Raw genomic sequence first — 18133 nt, forward strand, 5'->3', positions numbered from 1 at the left:
CGATGCTAACCGGCCGTCCGAGCCGGTACCACCGCACTGAAACGATCAGCCACCATCTGGAGGAAGACGATGACAAACGCGACGGCGTATTCGAGTGCTGCCCAGCCCTCGATGCCGAGACAAGGACCGGCAACGGCACCGGCGATTCTCGCCGACATTCGGTTTCGTCGGCTCGTACAGAGCCGGCGGCGGTTTTCATGGACGTTGACCGCCAGCATGCTCGCGGCCTACTTCGCGTTCATTCTGTTGATCGCGCTCGCGCCGCACGTATTGGGTACGCCGATCGTTGCAGGCCATCCGACCACGTGGGGCATTCCGATCGGCGTCGGCATGCTCGGATTCACGTTCGCGCTGGTCGCGATCTACGTGCACCGTGCCAATACGGTTTTCGACACTGCACTCGACGCCATTCGTAGCGAGGAGCAATCATGAAGATCCGCAACATGCTGCCGTGCATCGCGGTGTTTCCGTCGGCGTTCGCATGGGCGAGTCCGGCCATCAGCGGCCCGGTCTCGACGGCATCGCATCAGACACGCAATCCGATCGCCATCGCGATGTTCATCGCATTCGTCATCGCGACACTCGTGATCACGCGCTGGGCTGCCGGCAAGAACAACGGGGTCGCCGATCACTACGCGGCCGGCGGCAAGATTACCGGCCGTCAGAACGGCTGGGCAATCGCCGGCGACTACATGTCGGCCGCATCGCTGCTCGGCATCTCGTCGCTGGTATTTTCCAATGGCTACGACGGGCTCATCTATTCCGTCGGCTTCCTCGCGAGCTGGCCGATCATCCTCGCACTGATCGCAGAGCCCCTGCGAAATCTCGGACGATTCACCTTTGCCGACGTCGTGTCGTACCGCCTTCGGCAGCGCCCGGTCAGAACGTTCTCCGCGATCAGCTCGCTCGTCATCGTGCTGCTGTATCTCGTCTCGCAGATGATCGGTGCCGGCAAGCTCGTTCAGCTGCTGTTCGGCATTCACTATCTGCCGGCCGTGATCATCGTCGGCGTGCTGATGGTGGTCTACGTGTTCTTCGGCGGGATGCTCGCTACGACGTGGATCCAGATCATCAAGGCTGTGTTGCTGCTGTCGGGATGCGCATTCATGGCGTTCATGGTGTTGCGTCATTTCGCGTTCAACCCGGACGCGCTCTTCGCAGCCGCCGTGCAGGCACACCCGCGGCACGATGCGATCATGAGCCCGGGCGGTCTGATTCATGATCCTGTTTCAGCCGTATCGCTCGGTCTCGCTTTGATATTCGGCACAGCCGGTCTGCCGCACATCCTGATGCGCTTCTTCACCGTTGCCGATGTGAAGGAGGCGCGCAAGAGCATTCTTCATGCGACCGGCATCGTCGGCATCGGCTATGCGTTGATCGTGATCATCGGCTTCGGCACCATCGCGCTCGTGTCGTCCGATCCGACCTACCACGACGGCCACGGCGCGCTGATCGGCGGCGTGAACATGGTCGCGATCCACCTGGCGCATGCGGTCGGTGGCGACCTCTTCCTCGGATTCATCTGCGCTGTCACGTTCTCGACCATTCTGGCGGTCGTGTCGGGGCTCACGCTCGCGGGTGCATCGGCGGTGTCCCACGACCTGTATGCGAATGCGTTTCGGCAAGGACGCGCAACCGAGAAGGAAGAGCTGAACGTTTCCCGCATCACGACCCTCGTGCTGGGCGTACTCGCGACCTTGCTGGCGATCGCGTTCGAAAACCAGTACATCGCGTTCGTCGTCAGCCTGGTCTTTTCGATTGCCGCGAGTTCGACGTTTCCCGTGCTGCTGCTGTCGATCTACTGGCGCGGCCTCACGACACGAGGCGCCGTGATGGGCGGCATGCTGGGCTTGCTGACTGCGGTGGTCCTGACCATTCTCAGCCCGACGGTCTGGGTCCAGGTGCTCGGTCACAGCCATGCAGTCTATCCGTATGAATACCCCGCGCTGTTTTCGATCATCGCTGCCTTTGCCGGCATCTGGCTGTTCTCCGTGACGGACCGTTCGGCGAACGGCAACCGCGAACGCGCGATGTTCGACGATCAACTCGTGGTATGCGAGACCGGCTCGGCTGCACCCATCCCCGCAGCAAATCACTGACGCACATTCGGCGGAGCGCTCGGGCGGCGGAATCACTGCTCTGCGCTCCGTTGCTTGACCATAAAAGACAACATCGACATCAGGAGATCCGTATGACGTCCCCCACCTCTCGCCCTCGAAACAAGCTCGGCAACCTGAAAAAAATGCCGACTTCCATCAAGACGGCCACGGCGCTCTCGGTAGTCGCCGCCGTGGGCGTCCCGCCGATGGCATTCGCTCAAAACAGCGTAACGTTCTACGGCATCATTGATCCCGCGCTCGTCTACGTCAGCAATGCGCAAACCAACAAGGCCGGTGGCGTGCTGCATGGTGCCCATCAGTTTTCGATGCAGGACGCATCGACGTCGGCTTACATCGGCAGCCGGTTCGGCTTTCGTGGCATTGAAGATCTGGGCGGCGGAACGAACGCGATCTTCACGCTGGAGAGTGGTTTCAACGTCGCAAACGGTGCGCTCGGTCAGGGCGGCCTGCTGTTCGGTCGCCAGGCATTCGTCGGCTTGTCGAACGGCCGGATCGGCTCGATCACGGCCGGGCGGCAATACTCGTCGTTCGTCGATTACCTGTTCCCTTTGACTTCGGTCAGCCAATTTGGCGGCTTCATTACCGCGCACCCGGATGACATCGACAACCTCGGGTTGACCGTCCGCCAGAACAACGCACTGAAAATCTCTTCACCGGTCTGGAACGGTTTCTCCGCCAACGCGATGTATGCGTTTGGCGGCGTTGCCGGAAGCATGTCCACGAATCAGGTCGTGTCAGTCGGCGCCGGCTATACAGGCGGCCCGCTCAAGGTCGGCATCGGCTACCTGAGCGCGTACGACCCGAACGTCTCGATGTGGGGAGGCCAGCCCAACGGCGGCGGCGTCACCGCCAACAATATCGGATCGTTCGGCTCGGCAACGACGCCGGAAAAGAACCCCGTCATCGCCGGTTACGCGTCCGCGCACCGCGAGGAAGTGTTCGGCGCCGGGGCAGCCTATACGCTCGGTCGTACGACGCTCGGCGTGCTCTACACCAACACGCGCTTTGTCGGCCTCGGGTCGGCCTCCGGGCCGAATCCGCTCGGCTATCAGGGTAGCGCCGCGTTCAACACGATCGAGCTGAATGCTTCTTACCGAATCTTGCCGGAAGCCTCTGTCTCGGCATCGTATGCGTACACGATAACCAGCGGGCCGAATGCACACAAAGCCCACTACAACCAGGTGAACGCTGGCGTTCACTACTTTCTGTCCAAGCGCACCGACGTCTATATGGTCGGCGCTTATCAACGGGCATCCGGCGTAGACTCACTCGGACAGACGGCAGTCGCTTCGATCAACGGAATGACACCGTCGTCCACGCGTCAGCAATTCGTCGATACGGTCGGTATCGCCCACCGGTTCTGAGACCGATCGGCCGGTGCAGAGAACGACGAGCATCCCGCTTCGGCATGATGAAGCGGGACAAAAAACGCTTTCCGCCCGGAGCACGATGCCGGGCGCATCAAGATCATCGGAAATAAAATGTCGGATAACGCGACGACGAGACGGACGATTTTCTGCCGTTTATTTCCAGGAATAACGGGCTCTGCTGCCGTGCCTGATTCGGCACACGCACGCGTGCGCCTTTTCAGATCACCGATTCCGGCTCCATTGTGCCTGATCGGAATGAGTATCCGGAATTTCGATGTGTGCGCTTCATTCGATTACGATGCCGCGCATCGAAAATAATCGACCGCATCTGGTACGGTTCCACATATGCGCGTCGAACGGATTTTCACCTTCTTCATCGAGCCGCCGCTATTCCGGAACCGGCAACCCCAGCCGCCAGTTCAAATTCCTGCGCGCCTGCCGCTCGCAGCGCGCGTAGAAAAAATCCGTCAGATAGATGCGCGGGCGCAGCAACAGCCCGCGCAGAATCGCTCGTTCATGCAGGTCGTAAGCGCGGTCGTCGAGATCGGGGCGCTCTGCCCGCAGGCGCCGGCCGTCCTCGCGAAATCGGTTGCGTGCAGCCCCCAGCACCGCCAGATCGATATCGCACACGAAGCGCGTGTCGGGGTCGTCGGCGATCCCCACGTGCGTCGTCGCGAGAATCATCGCGCAGATGTGCTCGCACGCGCCGATTCGCCCGTCCGCCTGACGCCGAAACCATTCCGCACTCCGCTGCTCGTTGTCCTTCGCACCGGGAACGAAAATCACGTCGTGGAACCAGAGCGCGAGTTCGACGGTGTCCGGCTCGTGAATCGCATCACGCGCCAGCTCGAGGTGACGCAAGCAGCGCCGTACATGCACGAGCGTATGGTAATGGCGCACCGGCTCCATATAGCAGCGCGCCAGCATGCGATAGACCTTCTCGGCATGGGCCCCGCCGCTGTGCGCCCACAACGCAACGAACCGCGCCTGCGTCCGGTTCACGTTCGCTCCTTCGCACGGGGCGTTTGCACCTGAGCGCCCCATGCCGACATGAGTTGCGATGCGCTCAGAGAAATTCCCTGCGAACGTCGATACTCGAGCGCTGCCCGATGTTGCCGTAATGATGCGCGAGCCATGCATCCGCTTCGCGACGTCCGTGGTCGCGCAGCTCGCTCAGAAACCGCCAGTCCGCGTTGTACTTGCTCGATACGCTCAGCGCGCTCAGCGCGTCGTCGGCACGAATCGAATGGATCAGCATTTCCTTCATGTCGCCGCGCTGAATCTTGCCCTGCTGAATCAGGTCGGTGACGAACGCGATGGCGCGCATCTCGCGCATCAGCGACGAGTTGAAGCTGATCTCGTTGATACGGTTGAGAATTTCGGCGGCCGTGATCGGTACGCCACGGCGCACGAGCGGATTGATGTGGACGATCACGACGTCGCGCGTTTCGCAGTTGTAGATCAGCGGATAGATGGCCGGATTGCCCATGTAGCCGCCATCCCAGTAGTACTCGCCGTCGATCGAGACCGCCTGAAACAGCGTCGGCACGCATGCCGACGCAAGCACCGCGTCGGCGCTGACGTCCGCCCCCGTGAAGAGGCGTATTTTTCCCGTCTCGACGTTGGTGGCGCACAGATACAGCCGGATCGGACAGTGCTTGCGCAGCGCATCGAAATCGACGTGGCTTTCAAGCACATCGCGCAGCGGATTCAAATTGTTCGGATTGAACTGATAGGGCGAAAAAACCCGCAGCATCATGTCGGTGAACGCGTAAAGCGGCGAATGATCGAGCCCGAAGCTGTGCGTGCCCTTCAGCCACGGCACCCAGCGCAGCGGGTTGTAGCGCTCCGCCGATCGCGCGACCGCCTGCCAGAAGTCGTGCAGCGCCTGACGCGCGCCGTCCTCGCCGCCCTGTTCCAGCCCGTATGCGAGTACCGCGGCGTTCATCGCGCCGGCGCTGGTCGCGCTGACACCTTCGATCGCGAGCCTGCCGTCCTCGAGCAGCCGGTCGAGCACGCCCCAGGTGAACGCGCCATGCATCCCGCCGCCCTGCAACGCGAGTGCGATCGGCTTGCGCGGGACATCGTTGCGATGCCGTGCGTGCGTGGTTGCCATGCCCGTCTCCTCGACGCTCCGTCATGCGGAGCAGCAACAGGTCGTCGAACGCACGTCGTCACGCAATGCGCGGCCGTGCGTCATCGTTCAATTCATCCTGCGCGTGTGTCCCATTCATCCAGCAGCGCTTGCGCGTCGCGCAGATCGCACGTCGCGAAGCCTTCCGTGAACGAGGCGACCACCCCGGACAGCGCCTGCTTCGCCTCGATGATCTTCCCCCGTCGCTGCAATAGCCGCGCGAGGTCCGACACCGCCCGCAATTCCAGCGCTCTGGCGCCCTGGCTGCGTGCACGTGCGATCGCCCGGTGAAAACAGTCGACGGCTTCGTCGTCGCATGCGGCCCGCGCCCGCGCGTCGGTCGCCCGTGCGGCCAGACAGTTGCCCTTGAGCCGGTACAGCTCGGCCTCGTAGCAATGCTCGCCGGAGCGCTCGACGATCGCCATGGCGTCGTCCAGCATGCCCAGTGCGAGCTTCTCGTCACCCGCCCGCCAGCAGCTGTCGGCGATCAACGCGAGAAAATAAGGCCGCTGGTCTTCGCCGCCGGCTGCCCGGTGTGCGTCGAGCCCCTGCCGCATCTGCGCAATGCCGTCCGCGAGGTTGCCTTGCGCGCTCACCGCCCAACCGCGAAAAAGCATCCCGCACGCGAGCCAGTACGGCAAGCCGTGCTCGGTCGATACGGCAATGACCGCTTCCGCGCGCTCGGCGGCGAGCGTCGGTTCGCCCCGCAGCTGATGCAGATGCGCGGTGTAGGTGAGACTGAACGCGAGAGACGGCCCATAGGCAAGCGACTGTGCAAGGGCGAGCGCTTCGACGCTCCGTTTGAGCGCCTGGTCGGCATAGCCCTGGAACCACAAGGTCAGCACCAGGAAACTGAGCGCGCGGATGCCGGGATCCACCCCGTGTGCGAACACGTGCGCCTGGTGCTGCTCCGGATCGTAGATCGCAAGCGCCTGTTCCAGGTGGGTACGCGCGGCGGTGAAATCGCCCTGCAAAAAGAAGCACGATCCCAGCGCGCTATGTGCCTCGATGAGGAAGTCCGGATCGTTCGCATCGCGCGCCGTGTCGAGCATCTGCTTGCCGAGGTCGGTCGCGAGCGCATACTCGCCGCGCACCACGTGGTACATCCGCAATCCCAGCTGCGTCGCAAAGCGCTGCGATGCTTCCCCCGCGCGCTCGCACAACGCGAGCGCGCGCGTGTAGGTCGCGCCGACCTCCGTCGAGCCATACCCGCGCACATCCATCAGCACGGGCCCAAGGGAAAGCAACAGCGTCAGCTCCCAATGCGCACGCATCGGCGTGTCGGGCAAGCCCTTCAGCAATGCAAGCGCCGCGCCGAGGTGATTCATTGCATCCTGATGGGCGGCATGGCGCAGCGCCTGCTGCGCCGCGCGATGCAGGTATTCGACAGCCTTCGGAACGTTGCCGCTCTGACTGTAGTGGTGCGCAAGTTCGCTGCAGTAATCGGCGATGCGCGTCGGGAACAGCACCTCGATTGCCTGCGCGGTGCGCTCGTGCAGCGCGGTGCGCCGCTCCGTGAGCAGCGAGCGCCCGGCTACTTCCTGCGTCAGCGCGTGTTTGAACGAATAATTGACCTCGGGAAACGCAGGCCGCTCATAGATGAACTCCGCGGCTTCCAGATGCGCGAGCAGCCGGCGCAATGCGTCGTCCCGTGCCGGCTCCTCACCGCAAATGCGCCGGATCAGGCTGAACGGAAACTCGTGGCCGATCACCGCGAGCGCCTGCAGCAGTTCCTTCTCCTCGACGGGAAGCCGGTCGATCCGCGCCGCCAGTACGCCCTGCACGGTGGTAGGAATGTGCAGCGTCGCGGGCGTCTCGACGACGCGGTAACGGCCGGCCTCGCCGAGCAGCGACTTCTCCTCGACGAGCGTCTGGACCACTTCCTCCATGAAAAACGGATTGCCTTCCGTCTTCTCGAGAATGCGCTGCTTCAGCGGCACGAGCGAGGGATCCTCGCCGAGCAATGCCGCGAGCAAACCGCGCGCATCGGCGGGGCCGAGCGGTTCGAGCCGGATCGTGCTCCAGTGCGCGGCGTGCGCCCACGCGGGCCGATACTCGGGCCGGTAGTTCACCAGCAGCAGGATGCGTGCGTCCGACACGTGGCCGATCAGGTAGGTGAGGAACGCTTCTGTCTCGCGATCCAGCCATTGCAAATCCTCGAACAGCAGATGAACCGGCTGGTTGCGGCTCTCGCGCACGAGCAGCTGCCGGATCGCATCGAAGGTACGGTCGCGCCGGATCTGCGGATCCATCTCGACGAGTACCGGCGCGCCTTCGCCGATGCCAAGCAGATAGAGGACATACGGCACGAGATCCTCGAAACTGCGTTCCAGCGCGAGCGCCTTGCCGATGACCTTTTCCCGGCAGCGCCGCTCGTCGTCCTGCGTCGTGATCTGAAAATAATTCTTCAGGAGTTCGATGAGTGGCAAATTGGAAAACGCCTTGCCGTGCGATACCGAAAACGTCTCCAGCACCAGTGCACCGCGCCGTGAACGTTCCTTGAACTCATGAAAGAGACGCGACTTACCGACGCCGGCCTCGCCCACCACGCCGACCACGCGTCCCTGCCCGGCCCGCATGGTTTCCAGCGCGCGGTTCAGATGCTCCATTTCCGTTTCGCGACCGACGAACCGCGCAAGACCGCGGTGCGCCGCCAGCTGCAGGCGCGTGCGTAATGCACCCAGTCCCAGCACTTCGTATACGCATAGCGGCGCGGGAATACCCTTGAGTTGCGTCGCTCCCAGCGCGTTGAACTCGAAATAGCCTTCGGCCAGCTTGTAGGTGGACTCGCTGACGAGAATCGACGTCGGTGCGGCGATGCCCTCGATCCGCGACGCGATGTGGATCGTATGCCCGAGCGGATCGTACTCGGTGTGCAAGTCGTCGGTGCGGATCGAACGGACGACGACCTCGCCGGTATGGACTCCGACACGAATCTGCAGAGGAATGCCTTCCCGCAGACGAATGCGGTCGCCATGCTGTCGCATCGCCTGCTGCATGCGCAGCGCAGCGAACAGCGCGCGCTGCGCGTGATCTTCGTGGGCGATCGGCGCACCGAACAGCGCGAGTATCCCATCGCCGAGCGATTTGGCGACGTACCCCTCGTAGTAGTGGACCGCTTCCATCATCAGTTCGATCACCGGCGCGATCAGGCGATGCGCCACTTCGGGATCGAGATCGTGGATCAGCGCGGTCGAACCGGCCATGTCGGCAAACAGCGCGGTCACCGTCTTGCGCTCGCCGGCCGGCTCGCCGCGCGCTTCCATCGCCGCGTGTTCGGCACGGATCCGCTCGGCAAGATGATCGGGCGTGTAATGAATCGGGGTGGGTGGCGGCTCCGGCGCCGATGGCCGCGAGACAGGCTGCGCGGCGGCGGGCGTGGCCAGCGGTGTCCCGCAATTGCTACAGAAGCGGGCCGCGGGCGCCGTCTCGTGTCCGCACTGCGGGCACGTCGGGGACAGCACGGCCTGGCACTCCTGGCACACTTTCGCACCGGGAGGATTCTCGGACCCGCATCGTGTGCAGTGCATAGAACCCTCTTTGCGCCAAGGGTCGACATCTCAATATTATGCGCCGCCGTGCGCGGAAATTCAGGTGGTGAGTGGCGGAATCGATGGCGCGACGATCGCAAATCCTGCGGTCGAAAAGCGTCCATTGCGTTCGTCGTCACGCAACGGATCGCGATCGCGTGATGCGGCATCCTGCCCGGAGCGTGCAGCGAAGCGAGTCACGGCCCGCAACGCGCGCGGTGCCGCGCTTTCAAGCGCCGTCATCCCCCGCGGCATCCCCGGCCCGGCTCGCGAGATAGTCGACCATTCGTTGCGCGGCCGGCTGCAGCGCATCGAAGCTCCGGAAACACACGACGAACCGGCGCTTCGCCCACGCATCGGTGAGCGGGATCACCTTGATGCCGAGTACCGGCCGATAGGTCTGAGCAACCTCGACGGGCACGACGCTGATGCCGAGGCCGGCCGCAACCACCCGAAACGCGGCATCGAAGCTCGACACGATCACGCGGTACGACACCGTCTTGCCCGCGCTCGCCGCCGCGCGCTGCAGCATCGTGTGAACGGCCGTCGACGGCAACAGGCCGACGTGTTCGTAGCCGAGCGTCTGCTCGAAGCATAACGACGATTCGTTCGCGAGCGGATGATCGCGATGCACGGCGAGCGCCAGCCGGTCCTGTCGATACGGCCGGTGCTGCAGCCCCTGCAGGTCGACGCTGTCCCAGCACACGCCCACGCTCGCCGCGCCTTCGCGCAACTGCCGCACCAGTTCGGACGACAGCCGCTCTTCCACGTCGACACGGATGTTCTCGTTGGCCGGCTCGCGCATGAAGGACGAAATGTCGTCGAGCAGCGCCTCCGCGATCGCCGACGCCGACGCGCAGATACTGACGTGCCCCTTCAGCCCGCCGCCGAACGCGGCGATATCGCTTGCGATGCGCTCCATCGTGAACAGCATGCTGCGCGCGTGTTCGAGCAACGCGTTGCACGCGGGCGTCGGTTCGACGCCCCGGCGCGAGCGCGTAAGCAGCGGCACGCCGAGATCGCTTTCGAGTTGCGCGATGCGCTTGCTGATCGCCGAAGGTTCGATATGGGCTTCTTCCGCTGCCCGCGCAATATTGCGGTGATCGCACACCGCGACCAGCAATCGCAGCGTCTTCAGATCCATGTCGCGCATCGTGCCGTCTCCAGGGCTCAGACATTCCGGTTTGGAAGCTCGGTGCTTCCGAAATACCGCTTTAATGTTCATCGGGAATGGCTAAAGTTAGCACAACGCCGGCGTATCCACGACCGGCGAAGCCAATGGAGACAACGACGTGTCCTCGTTCCCCACGCACGCAGTCATTCGCGAAGTCGGCTTGCGCGACGGACTGCAAAGCATCCAGCGCATTCTTCCGACGGAACGCAAACTCGAGTGGATCCGCGACGCCCATGCGGCCGGACAGCGCGAGATCGAAGTCGGCTCGTTCGTGCCGGCCCGGTTGCTGCCGCAACTGGCCGATACGGCGGCGCTCGTGTCGTACGCGAAAACGCTGCGGGGCCTGCGCGTGTCGGTCCTGGTGCCCAACCTGAAGGGTGCCGAGCGCGCGCTTGAAGCCGGTGCCGACCTGATACTGGTGCCGCTGTCGGCCAGCCGCGCCCACAGTCTCGCCAACCTGCGCAAGACGCCCGATGAAGTCGTCGCCGAGGTCGCGCGCATCCGTGCCGCACGCGATGCAGCCGGCTCCCGCGCGCTGATCGAAGGCGGCATCGGCACCGCTTTCGGGTGCACGCTGCAGGGCCGCGTCGAGCAGTCGGAAGTGCTGCGGTGCATGCAGGCGTTGCTCGATGCGGGCGCGGATCGCGTGAGCGTTGCCGATACGGTCGGCTATGCGGGGCCGGCCGCCGTCCGCGAATTGTTCGGCAACGCGCTCGACATCGCCGGAACTCGCTTCTGGTGCGGCCACTTCCACGACACGCGCGGGCTCGCACTCGCGAACGTGTATGCGGCGCTCGAAGCGGGCGTCACGCGTTTCGACGCGACGCTGGCCGGCATCGGCGGCTGTCCGCATGCGCCGGGCGCGAGCGGCAACGCAGCGAGCGAAGACCTCGCGTTCATGCTCGCCGACATGGGCATCGAAACCGGCATCGACATCGCCGCGCTTTTGGCACTGCGCGCGAAGGTCGCGCGCTGGCTGCACGGCGAAACGCTGCACGGCGCGTTATGGCGTGCCGGCCTGCCCCGAACCCACGCCGCCGCGACCGCAACGACAGCAACGACCGCCACGACCGCCACGACCGACTGAGACGACCATGAACCACGACACCCGACTTCCTCTCGACGGCGTTCGCGTCGTCGAATTCACGCACATGGTGATGGGGCCGACCTGCGGGATGATCCTCGCCGATCTCGGCGCCGAAGTGATCAAGATCGAACCGCCGGGCGGCGACAAGACCCGCAACCTGCCCGGTCTCGGCATCGGCTTCTTCCGCTCGTTCAATCGCAACAAGAAGAGCGTCGTGCTCGACATCAATACGCGGGAAGGCAAGGAAGCCGCCGTCGACCTGATCGGAACCTGCGACGTGATGATCGAGAACTTCCGGCCCGGCCTGATGACGAAGCTCGGGCTCGACCATGCGACGTTGTCGGCGCGTTACCCTGCGCTCATCTACGTGTCGCACAAGGGTTTCCTGCCGGGACCGTACGACAAGCGGCTCGCGCTGGACGAAGTGGTCCAGATGATGGGCGGCCTGTCATACATGACCGGGCCGGTCGGGCGTCCGCTGCGCGCCGGCACGTCCGTCAACGACATCATGGGCGGCATGTTCGGCGCGATCGGCGTGCTCGCCGCATTGCGCGAACGCGATCGCACGGGCCTGGGCCAGGAGGTGCAAAGCGCGCTCTTCGAGAACTGCGTGTTTCTGTGCGCGCAACACATGCAGCAATACGCGATGACGGGCGAGCCGCCGCCGCCGATGCCGGCGCGCGTGTCGGCGTGGAGCGTCTACGACGTGTTCACACTGGCCGATGACGAGCAGCTTTTCATCGGCGCGGTGAGCGACAAGCAGTTCGTCACGCTGTGCGACGTGCTGGCATGCCCCGAGCTCGCCGCCGAACCGGATTTCGCGACCAACGCGCTGCGCGTCGCGGTGCGTCCGCGGCTGCTGGCGCGGCTCGGCACCATCCTCAAACAGCATCGCGCGGACGAACTGTCGCGCAAGCTCGAGGCAGCGGGCATTCCGTACGCGCCGATCGCCCGGCCGGAACAACTGCTCGACGACCCGCACCTGAAAGCGAGCGGCGGCCTGGTGCCGATGCAGACCGACGACGGCACGACGACCGACGTCGTGTTGCTGCCGATCACGATGGGCGGACGTCGCCCCGGCGTGCGCCAGGCGCTCGCACGTGTCGGCGAGCACACGCAGGAGGTGCTGTCGCGGCTGAAACGGCGAGCGATCGCATGAGCGTCGCGCCGGCCGTCCCGCACGCACGGTCGCGCTGGCCGTAGCGAGCAGGCAGAGCGCGCACGCGCACGACGTGCGCCACACCATCTTTGCAGCGGCACGCACATCCATAAAAAATGCCGTCGATACGAAATGTCAGGAGACAGACATGCAGCAGACCATCACCGCGAGCCGCTCCGCGCTCGATACGCCCGACGCTCGCGCCGGCACCCACCGCGGCGCGGACATCTCCGCGCGCATGGACCGGCTTCCCGCCACACGGCATCTGTGGATGCTCGTGCTGCTGATCTCGCTTGGCGGGTTCTTCGAAGTCTACGACCTGATCTTCACCGGCTATATCGCGCCGGGCATGACGAAGAGCGGGCTGCTTCAGACCACCACGCAGGCGTTCTTCGGTTTTACCGGCATCGCCGCCTTCATCGCGGCGACCTTCGCGGGGCTGTTCGTCGGCACGTTCGGATGCGGCTGGATGCCGGACCGCTACGGACGCCGCGCCGTCTTCACGTTCTCGCTGCTGTGGTACTCGATCGGCTCGGCCATCATGGCGTTCCAGACGACGCCGGACGGCGTGCTGCTGTGGCGCTTCATCACCGGGATCGGCGTTGGCCTGGAGATCGTCACGATCGACACCTACGTGACGGAGCTGGTCCCGCAACAGATGCGCGGCCGTGCGATCGCGTTCAACCAGGTGGTGATGTTCACGGCCGCGCCGGTTGCCGCGATTCTTTCATGGTGGCTCGTGCCGCAAACGGCGTTCGGGCTCGATGGCTGGCGCGTCGTGGTGCTCGCCGGTTCGGTCGGCGCCGTGATCGTGTGGTTCATCCGCCGCGCGGTGCCCGAAAGCCCGCGGTGGCTCGCCGCACACGGCGACGTCGAGAACAGCGAGCGGATCGTGAGCCGGATGGAAGCGATCGTCGAGCGCCAGTCGGGCGCGCCGCTGCCGCCGCCCGTCGACGCGATCGCGCAACCCGACGTCCCGCGCGCAGCCTTCGCGGCGCTCTGGCGCGCGCCCTACCGCTCGCGCCTGCTGATGCTCGTCGCGTTCAACTTCTGCCAGGCGATCGGCTACTACGGGTTCACGAGCTGGGTGCCGACGCTGTTGATCGGCCAGGGAATCACCGTCACGAAGAGCCTGCTGTACGCGTTCATCATCGCGTTCGCGATGCCGGCCGGACCGTTGCTCGCGATGCTCTATGCGGACAGGATCCAGCGCAAGCAGCTGATCGTCGGCGGCGCACTGGCCGTGATCGTCTGCGGGCTGGTGTTCGGACAAGTGAAGGCGGTGGTGCCGCTCATCCTTCTCGGCGTGCTGATCAGCCTGGCGGGCCAGACGATTTCCGTATCGTTTCATGCCTACCAGTGCGAGCTGTTCCCGACCGCGGTGCGTTCCCGTGCGAGCGGGATCGTGTATTCGGCCAGCCGCATCGGCGCGATGATGTCGGGCTTCATCATCGCGGCGCTGCTGAAGGACTTCGGCGTGCCGGGCGTCTTCACCGGAATCACGATCTTCATGCTGCTGGTGGCCGTGGTGATCGGCGTGTTTGGTCCGCGAACCAACGGCGTACGGCTCGAGGAATTGAATCGGTGAATGCCCGAGATCGCGCGTCGTGCCAGCCGGCGTACGCCCGGCCACGTAGTTTCCCGGAGATGACCGTGTAGGTTTCTGCGTGCGCGCAGAAGACCGATGTCGGCACCGGGTGTCAGCGAGTGCCGACGCCTTCGCACGAACACAGCGCAGTTCAATCGCGTCAGTAACTCGGCGGCGTCACCGCACTGATGATCTCGGCGTCGGAATCGCCGACATTGCGAAACCGATGCGGCTGCTGGCTGTCGAAGTAGTAGCCGTCTCCGGTTCGCAGCACTTTGGTCTCGGCGCCGACGGTCACCTCGACTTCGCCGCGCATGATGACCCCGGCTTCCTGCGCCCGATGCGAGAACGCTTCGCCGGTGTCGGCGCCCGGCTTGTAGGTTTCCCTGAGCAGGAGGATCGCGCGGTTCGGATGATTCACGCCGAGCATCCGGTAGGAAATCGAATCGGTGTCGCCGATCTCCACGAAGTCGGCCGCCGAATAGAACGGCGAATACGGCAGCGAAGTCTGAAGGCCATCGAAAAAACCGACCAGCGTCGTGCCGAGCGCGTCGAGCATCGCCGACAGAGTGTCGACGGTCGGGCTGGTCTTGTCGCGCTCGATCAGCGATATCGTCGCGTGAGACACACCGGAGCGGGCCGCCAGTTCCCGCACCGTGAGTTTTCTGCGGTTGCGCAATTGCTTCAGATGCGGTCCAAGTTGCGGCATGTCGGCTCTCCTGTCGTCAGCGCGCTATTCTACGTTCGCGCGCACGGTGCGCAACGCGCGGCCTCCGCAACCGGGGCACGACACGGCGTTACTACGACTGCGCCGTGCCGCGCACTGCGATCAGCGAACCGCGTCCGCCGTGTTGCCACGAAGCGCGGCAGACGATTTGTCGCGTCGCTGCAGATACAGCCCGGTCGCGACGAGAATGGCGGTCAGCACGGCCGTCGACGCAAGTTCACTGCGAAAGCCCGGGAAGATCGCCATCGTGACGAACACGCCGAGAATGAAGACGATCGTCAGGATCGTCAGATGCGGGAACAACCACATCTTCACCTCGAGCGGCTTGCCCTGTGCAAGCAAATCGCGCCGCATGAACAGCTGCGTCACTGCGATCACGAGGTACATCAGCAACGCGATTGCACCGCTCGTCGCGAGCAGAAAGTCGAACGCCGCTTTCGGAAGCACGTAGTTCGCGGCGAGTGCGGCAAGCGCGACGACGGCCGTGCAGAAGATCGCGTAGCGAGGCACGCCGTTCGCAGTCGTTTTCGCGAGAAACGCCGGTGCGTCTGCGCGCGTCGACAGCGAATACACCATGCGCGAAGCCGTGTAGATCGCGGAATTGAGGCAGCTGACGACAGCAACCAGAACCACCACGCTCATGATCTGCGGCGCACCGGGGATATTCATCGCGCTCAGCACGGCCTGGTACGAGCCCTTCGACAGGCCGGGCGCATTCCATGGAACGAGGCAGATCACGACCAGCATCGAGCCGATGTAGAACAGCGACAGGCGCCAAATCACCGCACGGATCGCCTTCTTGATGTTGCGTCGCGGTTCCGCGGATTCGGCGGCCGCGATGGTCACGACTTCGGTGCCCTGAAAGCTGAACATCGCCGTCAGCAGTGCCGCGACCACGGCGACGTATCCCTTGGGAAAGAATCCGCCATGCCCGAGGAGGTTCGACCAGCCGTGCGTCGATGAGAACGGCAGCAGGCCGAAGATCGCGAGCGTGCCGAGAATGATGAACAGAACGATCGACGCGACCTTGATGATCGACAGCACGTATTCGAGCTCGCCGAAATTGTTGACGCTCATGCAGTTCGCGGACACGAGCGCGACCGTGATCGCAAACGCCGTGATCCAGCCGGGCAAGCCGAGCCACGAACCCAGAATGTTGCCGGCAACGATCGCCTCGATGCTGACGACCAGCACGTAGAACCACCAGTACAGCCATCCGATCGAGAAGCCGGCCCAGCGGCCGAGCGCGCGGTCCGCATACGCGGAGAACGAGCCCGTTTCCGGGTTCGCACAGGCCATTTCGCCGAGCATCTGCATGACGAGCACGACGATCAGCGCGGCGGCGACGTAGGCGATGATCACGGCAGGGCCGGCCAGCGCGATCGCGGACGACGAGCCGACGAAGAGCCCGGCGCCGATCACGCCGCCGATCGAGATCATGGTCACCTGACGGGGCTTCAGGCCGCGGCCCAATTGTCCCGAGGCGGGTTTCGAAGTGTTTTCCATATGGGGCAGTTATCTCGTGTGCGTTGAATTGGAGCGGAGTGTCTACCGACGTTTTCCGCTTTGGAACCCCACGTGCGCACTCGTGAAACTATTGTGAACAACGCGGCGCCGAATCTCACTCGGTTGGTCCCGCGTGCGCCGAAATTCCGCGCATGGCGCACCGATTTTCTTGGCCGCGACATGCATATCGCGCTCCTGCGGCACGCGGGGCGACGTTCGCTTGCACCGGAAACGGGCAATTTAGGGGTCTTCCCTGCCCGATCGCGTTGTTCAATAAACTATCCAGCCTTTCGCGCCGTCCTTGCTGCCGTCCATTTCCCTCGCTAGTCTCCGAGTCATTGCAATTCCGCCGTGCCCTCTTCCCTGCGCGATTTTTTACTCGCACACCGGACCGGAGCGGTCCGATTCGCACGCCGCTTTCACGCACGGCGTGGCGTCACTTTCATCAACGGAGCACATATGAAGAACCTGGTCGGCGACGTATCCAGCGCCGCGCGAATCCTGCCCGATCTCAATGGCGAAGCGCTGTTCATCGCCCGCGGAAAAGGTGCCTGTCTATGGGACGACCATGGCAAGCGGTACATCGATACGGCATTGGGTTTCGGTGCCGTGCTGCTCGGTCATGCGCACACCGCCGTCGCCGCGAGCGTGATCGATGCATTGAACGATGCGCCGGCGCCATCGTGGGCACATGTGCGCGAGCATGCGGCTGCCCGCGCGCTGGCCCGCCACACCGGCGAACTGAGCAAGGTGATATTCAATAATTCGGGTAGCGAAGCAGTGCATCTGGCCTGTCGCGCGGCGCGCGCGTTCACCGGGCGCAGCAAGATCGCGAAGATGGCGGCCGGGTTCGACGGCTGGCTCGACGAAATCACGCTCGGCAACGTGACCAGCGCCGATGCCGATTTCGCGGACGGCGCGCGCCCGTCCACCAATCGGATGACGCTGCTTCGCTTCAATGACTTCGACGACGTCGAGCGGCTGTTCGCCGAGCACGACGACATCGCGGCCATCGTGATGGAGCCGATGCTCGCCAACGCGGGCTGCCTGATGGCGGCGCCCGGCTATCTGGAACACGTCGAACAGACCGCGCGCAGGCACGGCGCGCTGATCATCGCGGACGAAGTGCTGATGGGCTTTCGTCTGCATGCCGGGCTGAGCAGCCAGCGACAGGGCCTGCGTCCGGACCTCGCGACCGTCGGCAAGGCCATCGGCTCGGGTGTGCCGGTGTCGGCGGTGATCGGACGTCCGGAAGTGCTCGAAGGGTTCGAACAGGGGCGTGTGCTCCGTGGCGGCACATTCTCGGGCAACCCGATGGCGTGCGCGGCGCTGATCAGCACGCTCGACGCACTCGATGCATCGGACTACGCGGCGCTGACCGCCGCAGGCGATGATCTGCGCGCGCATATCGTCCGCACGTTCGCCGAGCAGGGGATCGTCGCGTCGACGAGCGGCTACGGGACGGTATTCACGATCTGGCCGAGCGCCCAGGCTCCGACGACCTATCGCGAAGCATTGCGTGCGGCATCGAAGGCGTTTTCGACCGAACTGCATCTGACGCTGCGCGAGCTCGGGCTGCTGGTGATGCCGTCTCCGTTCGGTCGACTGTACGTATCGTTCGATCACACGCCCGACGTGATAGCGGAAATGAAATCGATCTTCACCGCCGCCGCTGTACGGATGAAGGCAGCGAAGCGCGCCGAAGCCGCTGTCGTGTGATGCGTCATCTGGGCCGGGC

The 18133-nt window shown here is 64.3% G+C and carries 15 protein-coding genes; 7 read left to right on the plus strand and 8 right to left on the minus strand.

Annotated elements, in window-relative coordinates; translation table 11 throughout:
• Positions 1–5 precede the first annotated feature (5 nt).
• On the minus strand, positions 6–218 hold the full coding sequence (locus O1Q03_RS02860) for a hypothetical protein (protein WP_269501597.1): 213 nt from the start codon (positions 216–218) through the stop codon (positions 6–8).
• Between O1Q03_RS02860 and O1Q03_RS02865 the strand changes: the two genes are divergently transcribed.
• The 3 genes from O1Q03_RS02865 to O1Q03_RS02875 all read left to right on the plus strand — a co-directional run bounded on the left by O1Q03_RS02865 (position 217) and on the right by O1Q03_RS02875 (position 3484).
• Positions 217–432 (plus strand): DUF485 domain-containing protein, encoded by a 216-nt coding sequence (locus O1Q03_RS02865; RefSeq protein WP_269501598.1) that lies wholly within the window; start codon positions 217–219, stop codon positions 430–432. The two genes, O1Q03_RS02860 and O1Q03_RS02865, sit on opposite strands and share 2 nt — an antisense overlap.
• Entirely contained in the window at positions 429–2099 is a 1671-nt protein-coding gene (locus tag O1Q03_RS02870; RefSeq protein ID WP_269501599.1) for a cation acetate symporter, read from the plus strand. The genes O1Q03_RS02865 and O1Q03_RS02870 overlap by 4 nt, the downstream gene beginning before the upstream one ends.
• A gap of 92 nt (positions 2100–2191) precedes the next feature.
• On the plus strand, positions 2192–3484 hold the full coding sequence (locus tag O1Q03_RS02875) for a porin (protein WP_269501600.1): 1293 nt from the start codon (positions 2192–2194) through the stop codon (positions 3482–3484).
• Positions 3485–3877: 393 nt separating this feature from the next.
• Here O1Q03_RS02875 and O1Q03_RS02880 read toward each other — a convergent pair whose 3' ends face one another.
• The 5 genes from O1Q03_RS02880 to O1Q03_RS02900 all read right to left on the minus strand — a co-directional run bounded on the left by O1Q03_RS02880 (position 3878) and on the right by O1Q03_RS02900 (position 10307).
• On the minus strand, positions 3878–4417 hold the full coding sequence (locus tag O1Q03_RS02880) for an HD domain-containing protein (RefSeq protein WP_442865736.1): 540 nt from the start codon (positions 4415–4417) through the stop codon (positions 3878–3880).
• Positions 4418–4556: 139 nt separating this feature from the next.
• Positions 4557–5606, minus strand: coding sequence for a patatin-like phospholipase family protein (locus tag O1Q03_RS02885; RefSeq protein WP_269501603.1), 1050 nt, complete (start codon positions 5604–5606; stop codon positions 4557–4559).
• A 92-nt stretch (positions 5607–5698) separates the two neighbouring features.
• The gene (locus O1Q03_RS02890) at positions 5699–9154 is read right to left on the minus strand and encodes an adenylate/guanylate cyclase domain-containing protein (RefSeq protein ID WP_269501604.1); all 3456 of its coding nucleotides are present in this window, start codon (positions 9152–9154) and stop codon (positions 5699–5701) included.
• Positions 9155–9214: 60 nt separating this feature from the next.
• Positions 9215–9397: a hypothetical protein gene (locus tag O1Q03_RS02895; protein WP_269501605.1), complete on the minus strand. Its 183-nt coding sequence runs from the start codon at positions 9395–9397 to the stop codon at positions 9215–9217.
• Entirely contained in the window at positions 9384–10307 is a 924-nt protein-coding gene (locus O1Q03_RS02900; protein ID WP_269501606.1) for a LysR family transcriptional regulator, read from the minus strand. The genes O1Q03_RS02895 and O1Q03_RS02900 overlap by 14 nt, the downstream gene beginning before the upstream one ends.
• Before the next feature lie 139 nt (positions 10308–10446).
• Here O1Q03_RS02900 and O1Q03_RS02905 point away from each other — a divergent pair, with 139 nt between their 5' ends.
• The 3 genes from O1Q03_RS02905 to O1Q03_RS02915 all read left to right on the plus strand — a co-directional run bounded on the left by O1Q03_RS02905 (position 10447) and on the right by O1Q03_RS02915 (position 14162).
• Positions 10447–11415: a hydroxymethylglutaryl-CoA lyase gene (locus O1Q03_RS02905; RefSeq protein WP_269501607.1), complete on the plus strand. Its 969-nt coding sequence runs from the start codon at positions 10447–10449 to the stop codon at positions 11413–11415.
• Positions 11416–11422: 7 nt separating this feature from the next.
• A complete protein-coding gene (locus O1Q03_RS02910; protein ID WP_269501608.1) occupies positions 11423–12574 on the plus strand; it encodes a CaiB/BaiF CoA transferase family protein in 1152 nt (383 codons plus the stop codon).
• 148 nt (positions 12575–12722) lie between these two features.
• Positions 12723–14162, plus strand: a complete 1440-nt coding sequence (locus O1Q03_RS02915; protein ID WP_269501609.1) for an MFS transporter — start codon at positions 12723–12725, stop codon at positions 14160–14162.
• 160 nt (positions 14163–14322) lie between these two features.
• Here O1Q03_RS02915 and O1Q03_RS02920 read toward each other — a convergent pair whose 3' ends face one another.
• Positions 14323–14871 carry a cupin domain-containing protein gene (locus O1Q03_RS02920; protein WP_269501610.1) on the minus strand — a complete coding sequence of 183 codons (549 nt, stop codon included), beginning with the start codon at positions 14869–14871 and terminating at the stop codon, positions 14323–14325.
• Between the two features lie 120 nt (positions 14872–14991).
• On the minus strand, positions 14992–16395 hold the full coding sequence (locus O1Q03_RS02925) for an amino acid permease (RefSeq protein ID WP_269501611.1): 1404 nt from the start codon (positions 16393–16395) through the stop codon (positions 14992–14994).
• A gap of 459 nt (positions 16396–16854) precedes the next feature.
• Between O1Q03_RS02925 and O1Q03_RS02930 the strand changes: the two genes are divergently transcribed.
• On the plus strand, positions 16855–18114 hold the full coding sequence (locus O1Q03_RS02930; protein ID WP_269501613.1) for an aspartate aminotransferase family protein: 1260 nt from the start codon (positions 16855–16857) through the stop codon (positions 18112–18114).
• Positions 18115–18133 lie beyond the last annotated feature (19 nt).

This window comes from Burkholderia sp. IMCC1007 (genome assembly GCF_027257875.1).
Lineage (GTDB): Bacteria > Pseudomonadota > Gammaproteobacteria > Burkholderiales > Burkholderiaceae > Burkholderia.

Coding starts and splice junctions, on each gene's coding strand:
- O1Q03_RS02865 (WP_269501598.1), top strand. CDS start 217: ATGCTCGCGGCCTACTTCGCGTTCATTCTGTTGATCGCGCTCGCGCCG.
- O1Q03_RS02860 (WP_269501597.1), bottom strand. CDS start 218: ATGCTGGCGGTCAACGTCCATGAAAACCGCCGCCGGCTCTGTACGAGC.
- O1Q03_RS02870 (WP_269501599.1), top strand. CDS start 429: ATGAAGATCCGCAACATGCTGCCGTGCATCGCGGTGTTTCCGTCGGCG.
- O1Q03_RS02875 (WP_269501600.1), top strand. CDS start 2,192: ATGACGTCCCCCACCTCTCGCCCTCGAAACAAGCTCGGCAACCTGAAA.
- O1Q03_RS02880 (WP_442865736.1), bottom strand. CDS start 4,417: ATGCTGGCGCGCTGCTATATGGAGCCGGTGCGCCATTACCATACGCTC.
- O1Q03_RS02885 (WP_269501603.1), bottom strand. CDS start 5,606: ATGGCAACCACGCACGCACGGCATCGCAACGATGTCCCGCGCAAGCCG.
- O1Q03_RS02890 (WP_269501604.1), bottom strand. CDS start 9,154: ATGCACTGCACACGATGCGGGTCCGAGAATCCTCCCGGTGCGAAAGTG.
- O1Q03_RS02895 (WP_269501605.1), bottom strand. CDS start 9,397: ATGACGGCGCTTGAAAGCGCGGCACCGCGCGCGTTGCGGGCCGTGACT.
- O1Q03_RS02900 (WP_269501606.1), bottom strand. CDS start 10,307: ATGCGCGACATGGATCTGAAGACGCTGCGATTGCTGGTCGCGGTGTGC.
- O1Q03_RS02910 (WP_269501608.1), top strand. CDS start 11,423: ATGAACCACGACACCCGACTTCCTCTCGACGGCGTTCGCGTCGTCGAA.
- O1Q03_RS02915 (WP_269501609.1), top strand. CDS start 12,723: ATGCAGCAGACCATCACCGCGAGCCGCTCCGCGCTCGATACGCCCGAC.
- O1Q03_RS02920 (WP_269501610.1), bottom strand. CDS start 14,871: ATGCCGCAACTTGGACCGCATCTGAAGCAATTGCGCAACCGCAGAAAA.
- O1Q03_RS02925 (WP_269501611.1), bottom strand. CDS start 16,395: ATGGAAAACACTTCGAAACCCGCCTCGGGACAATTGGGCCGCGGCCTG.
- O1Q03_RS02930 (WP_269501613.1), top strand. CDS start 16,855: ATGAAGAACCTGGTCGGCGACGTATCCAGCGCCGCGCGAATCCTGCCC.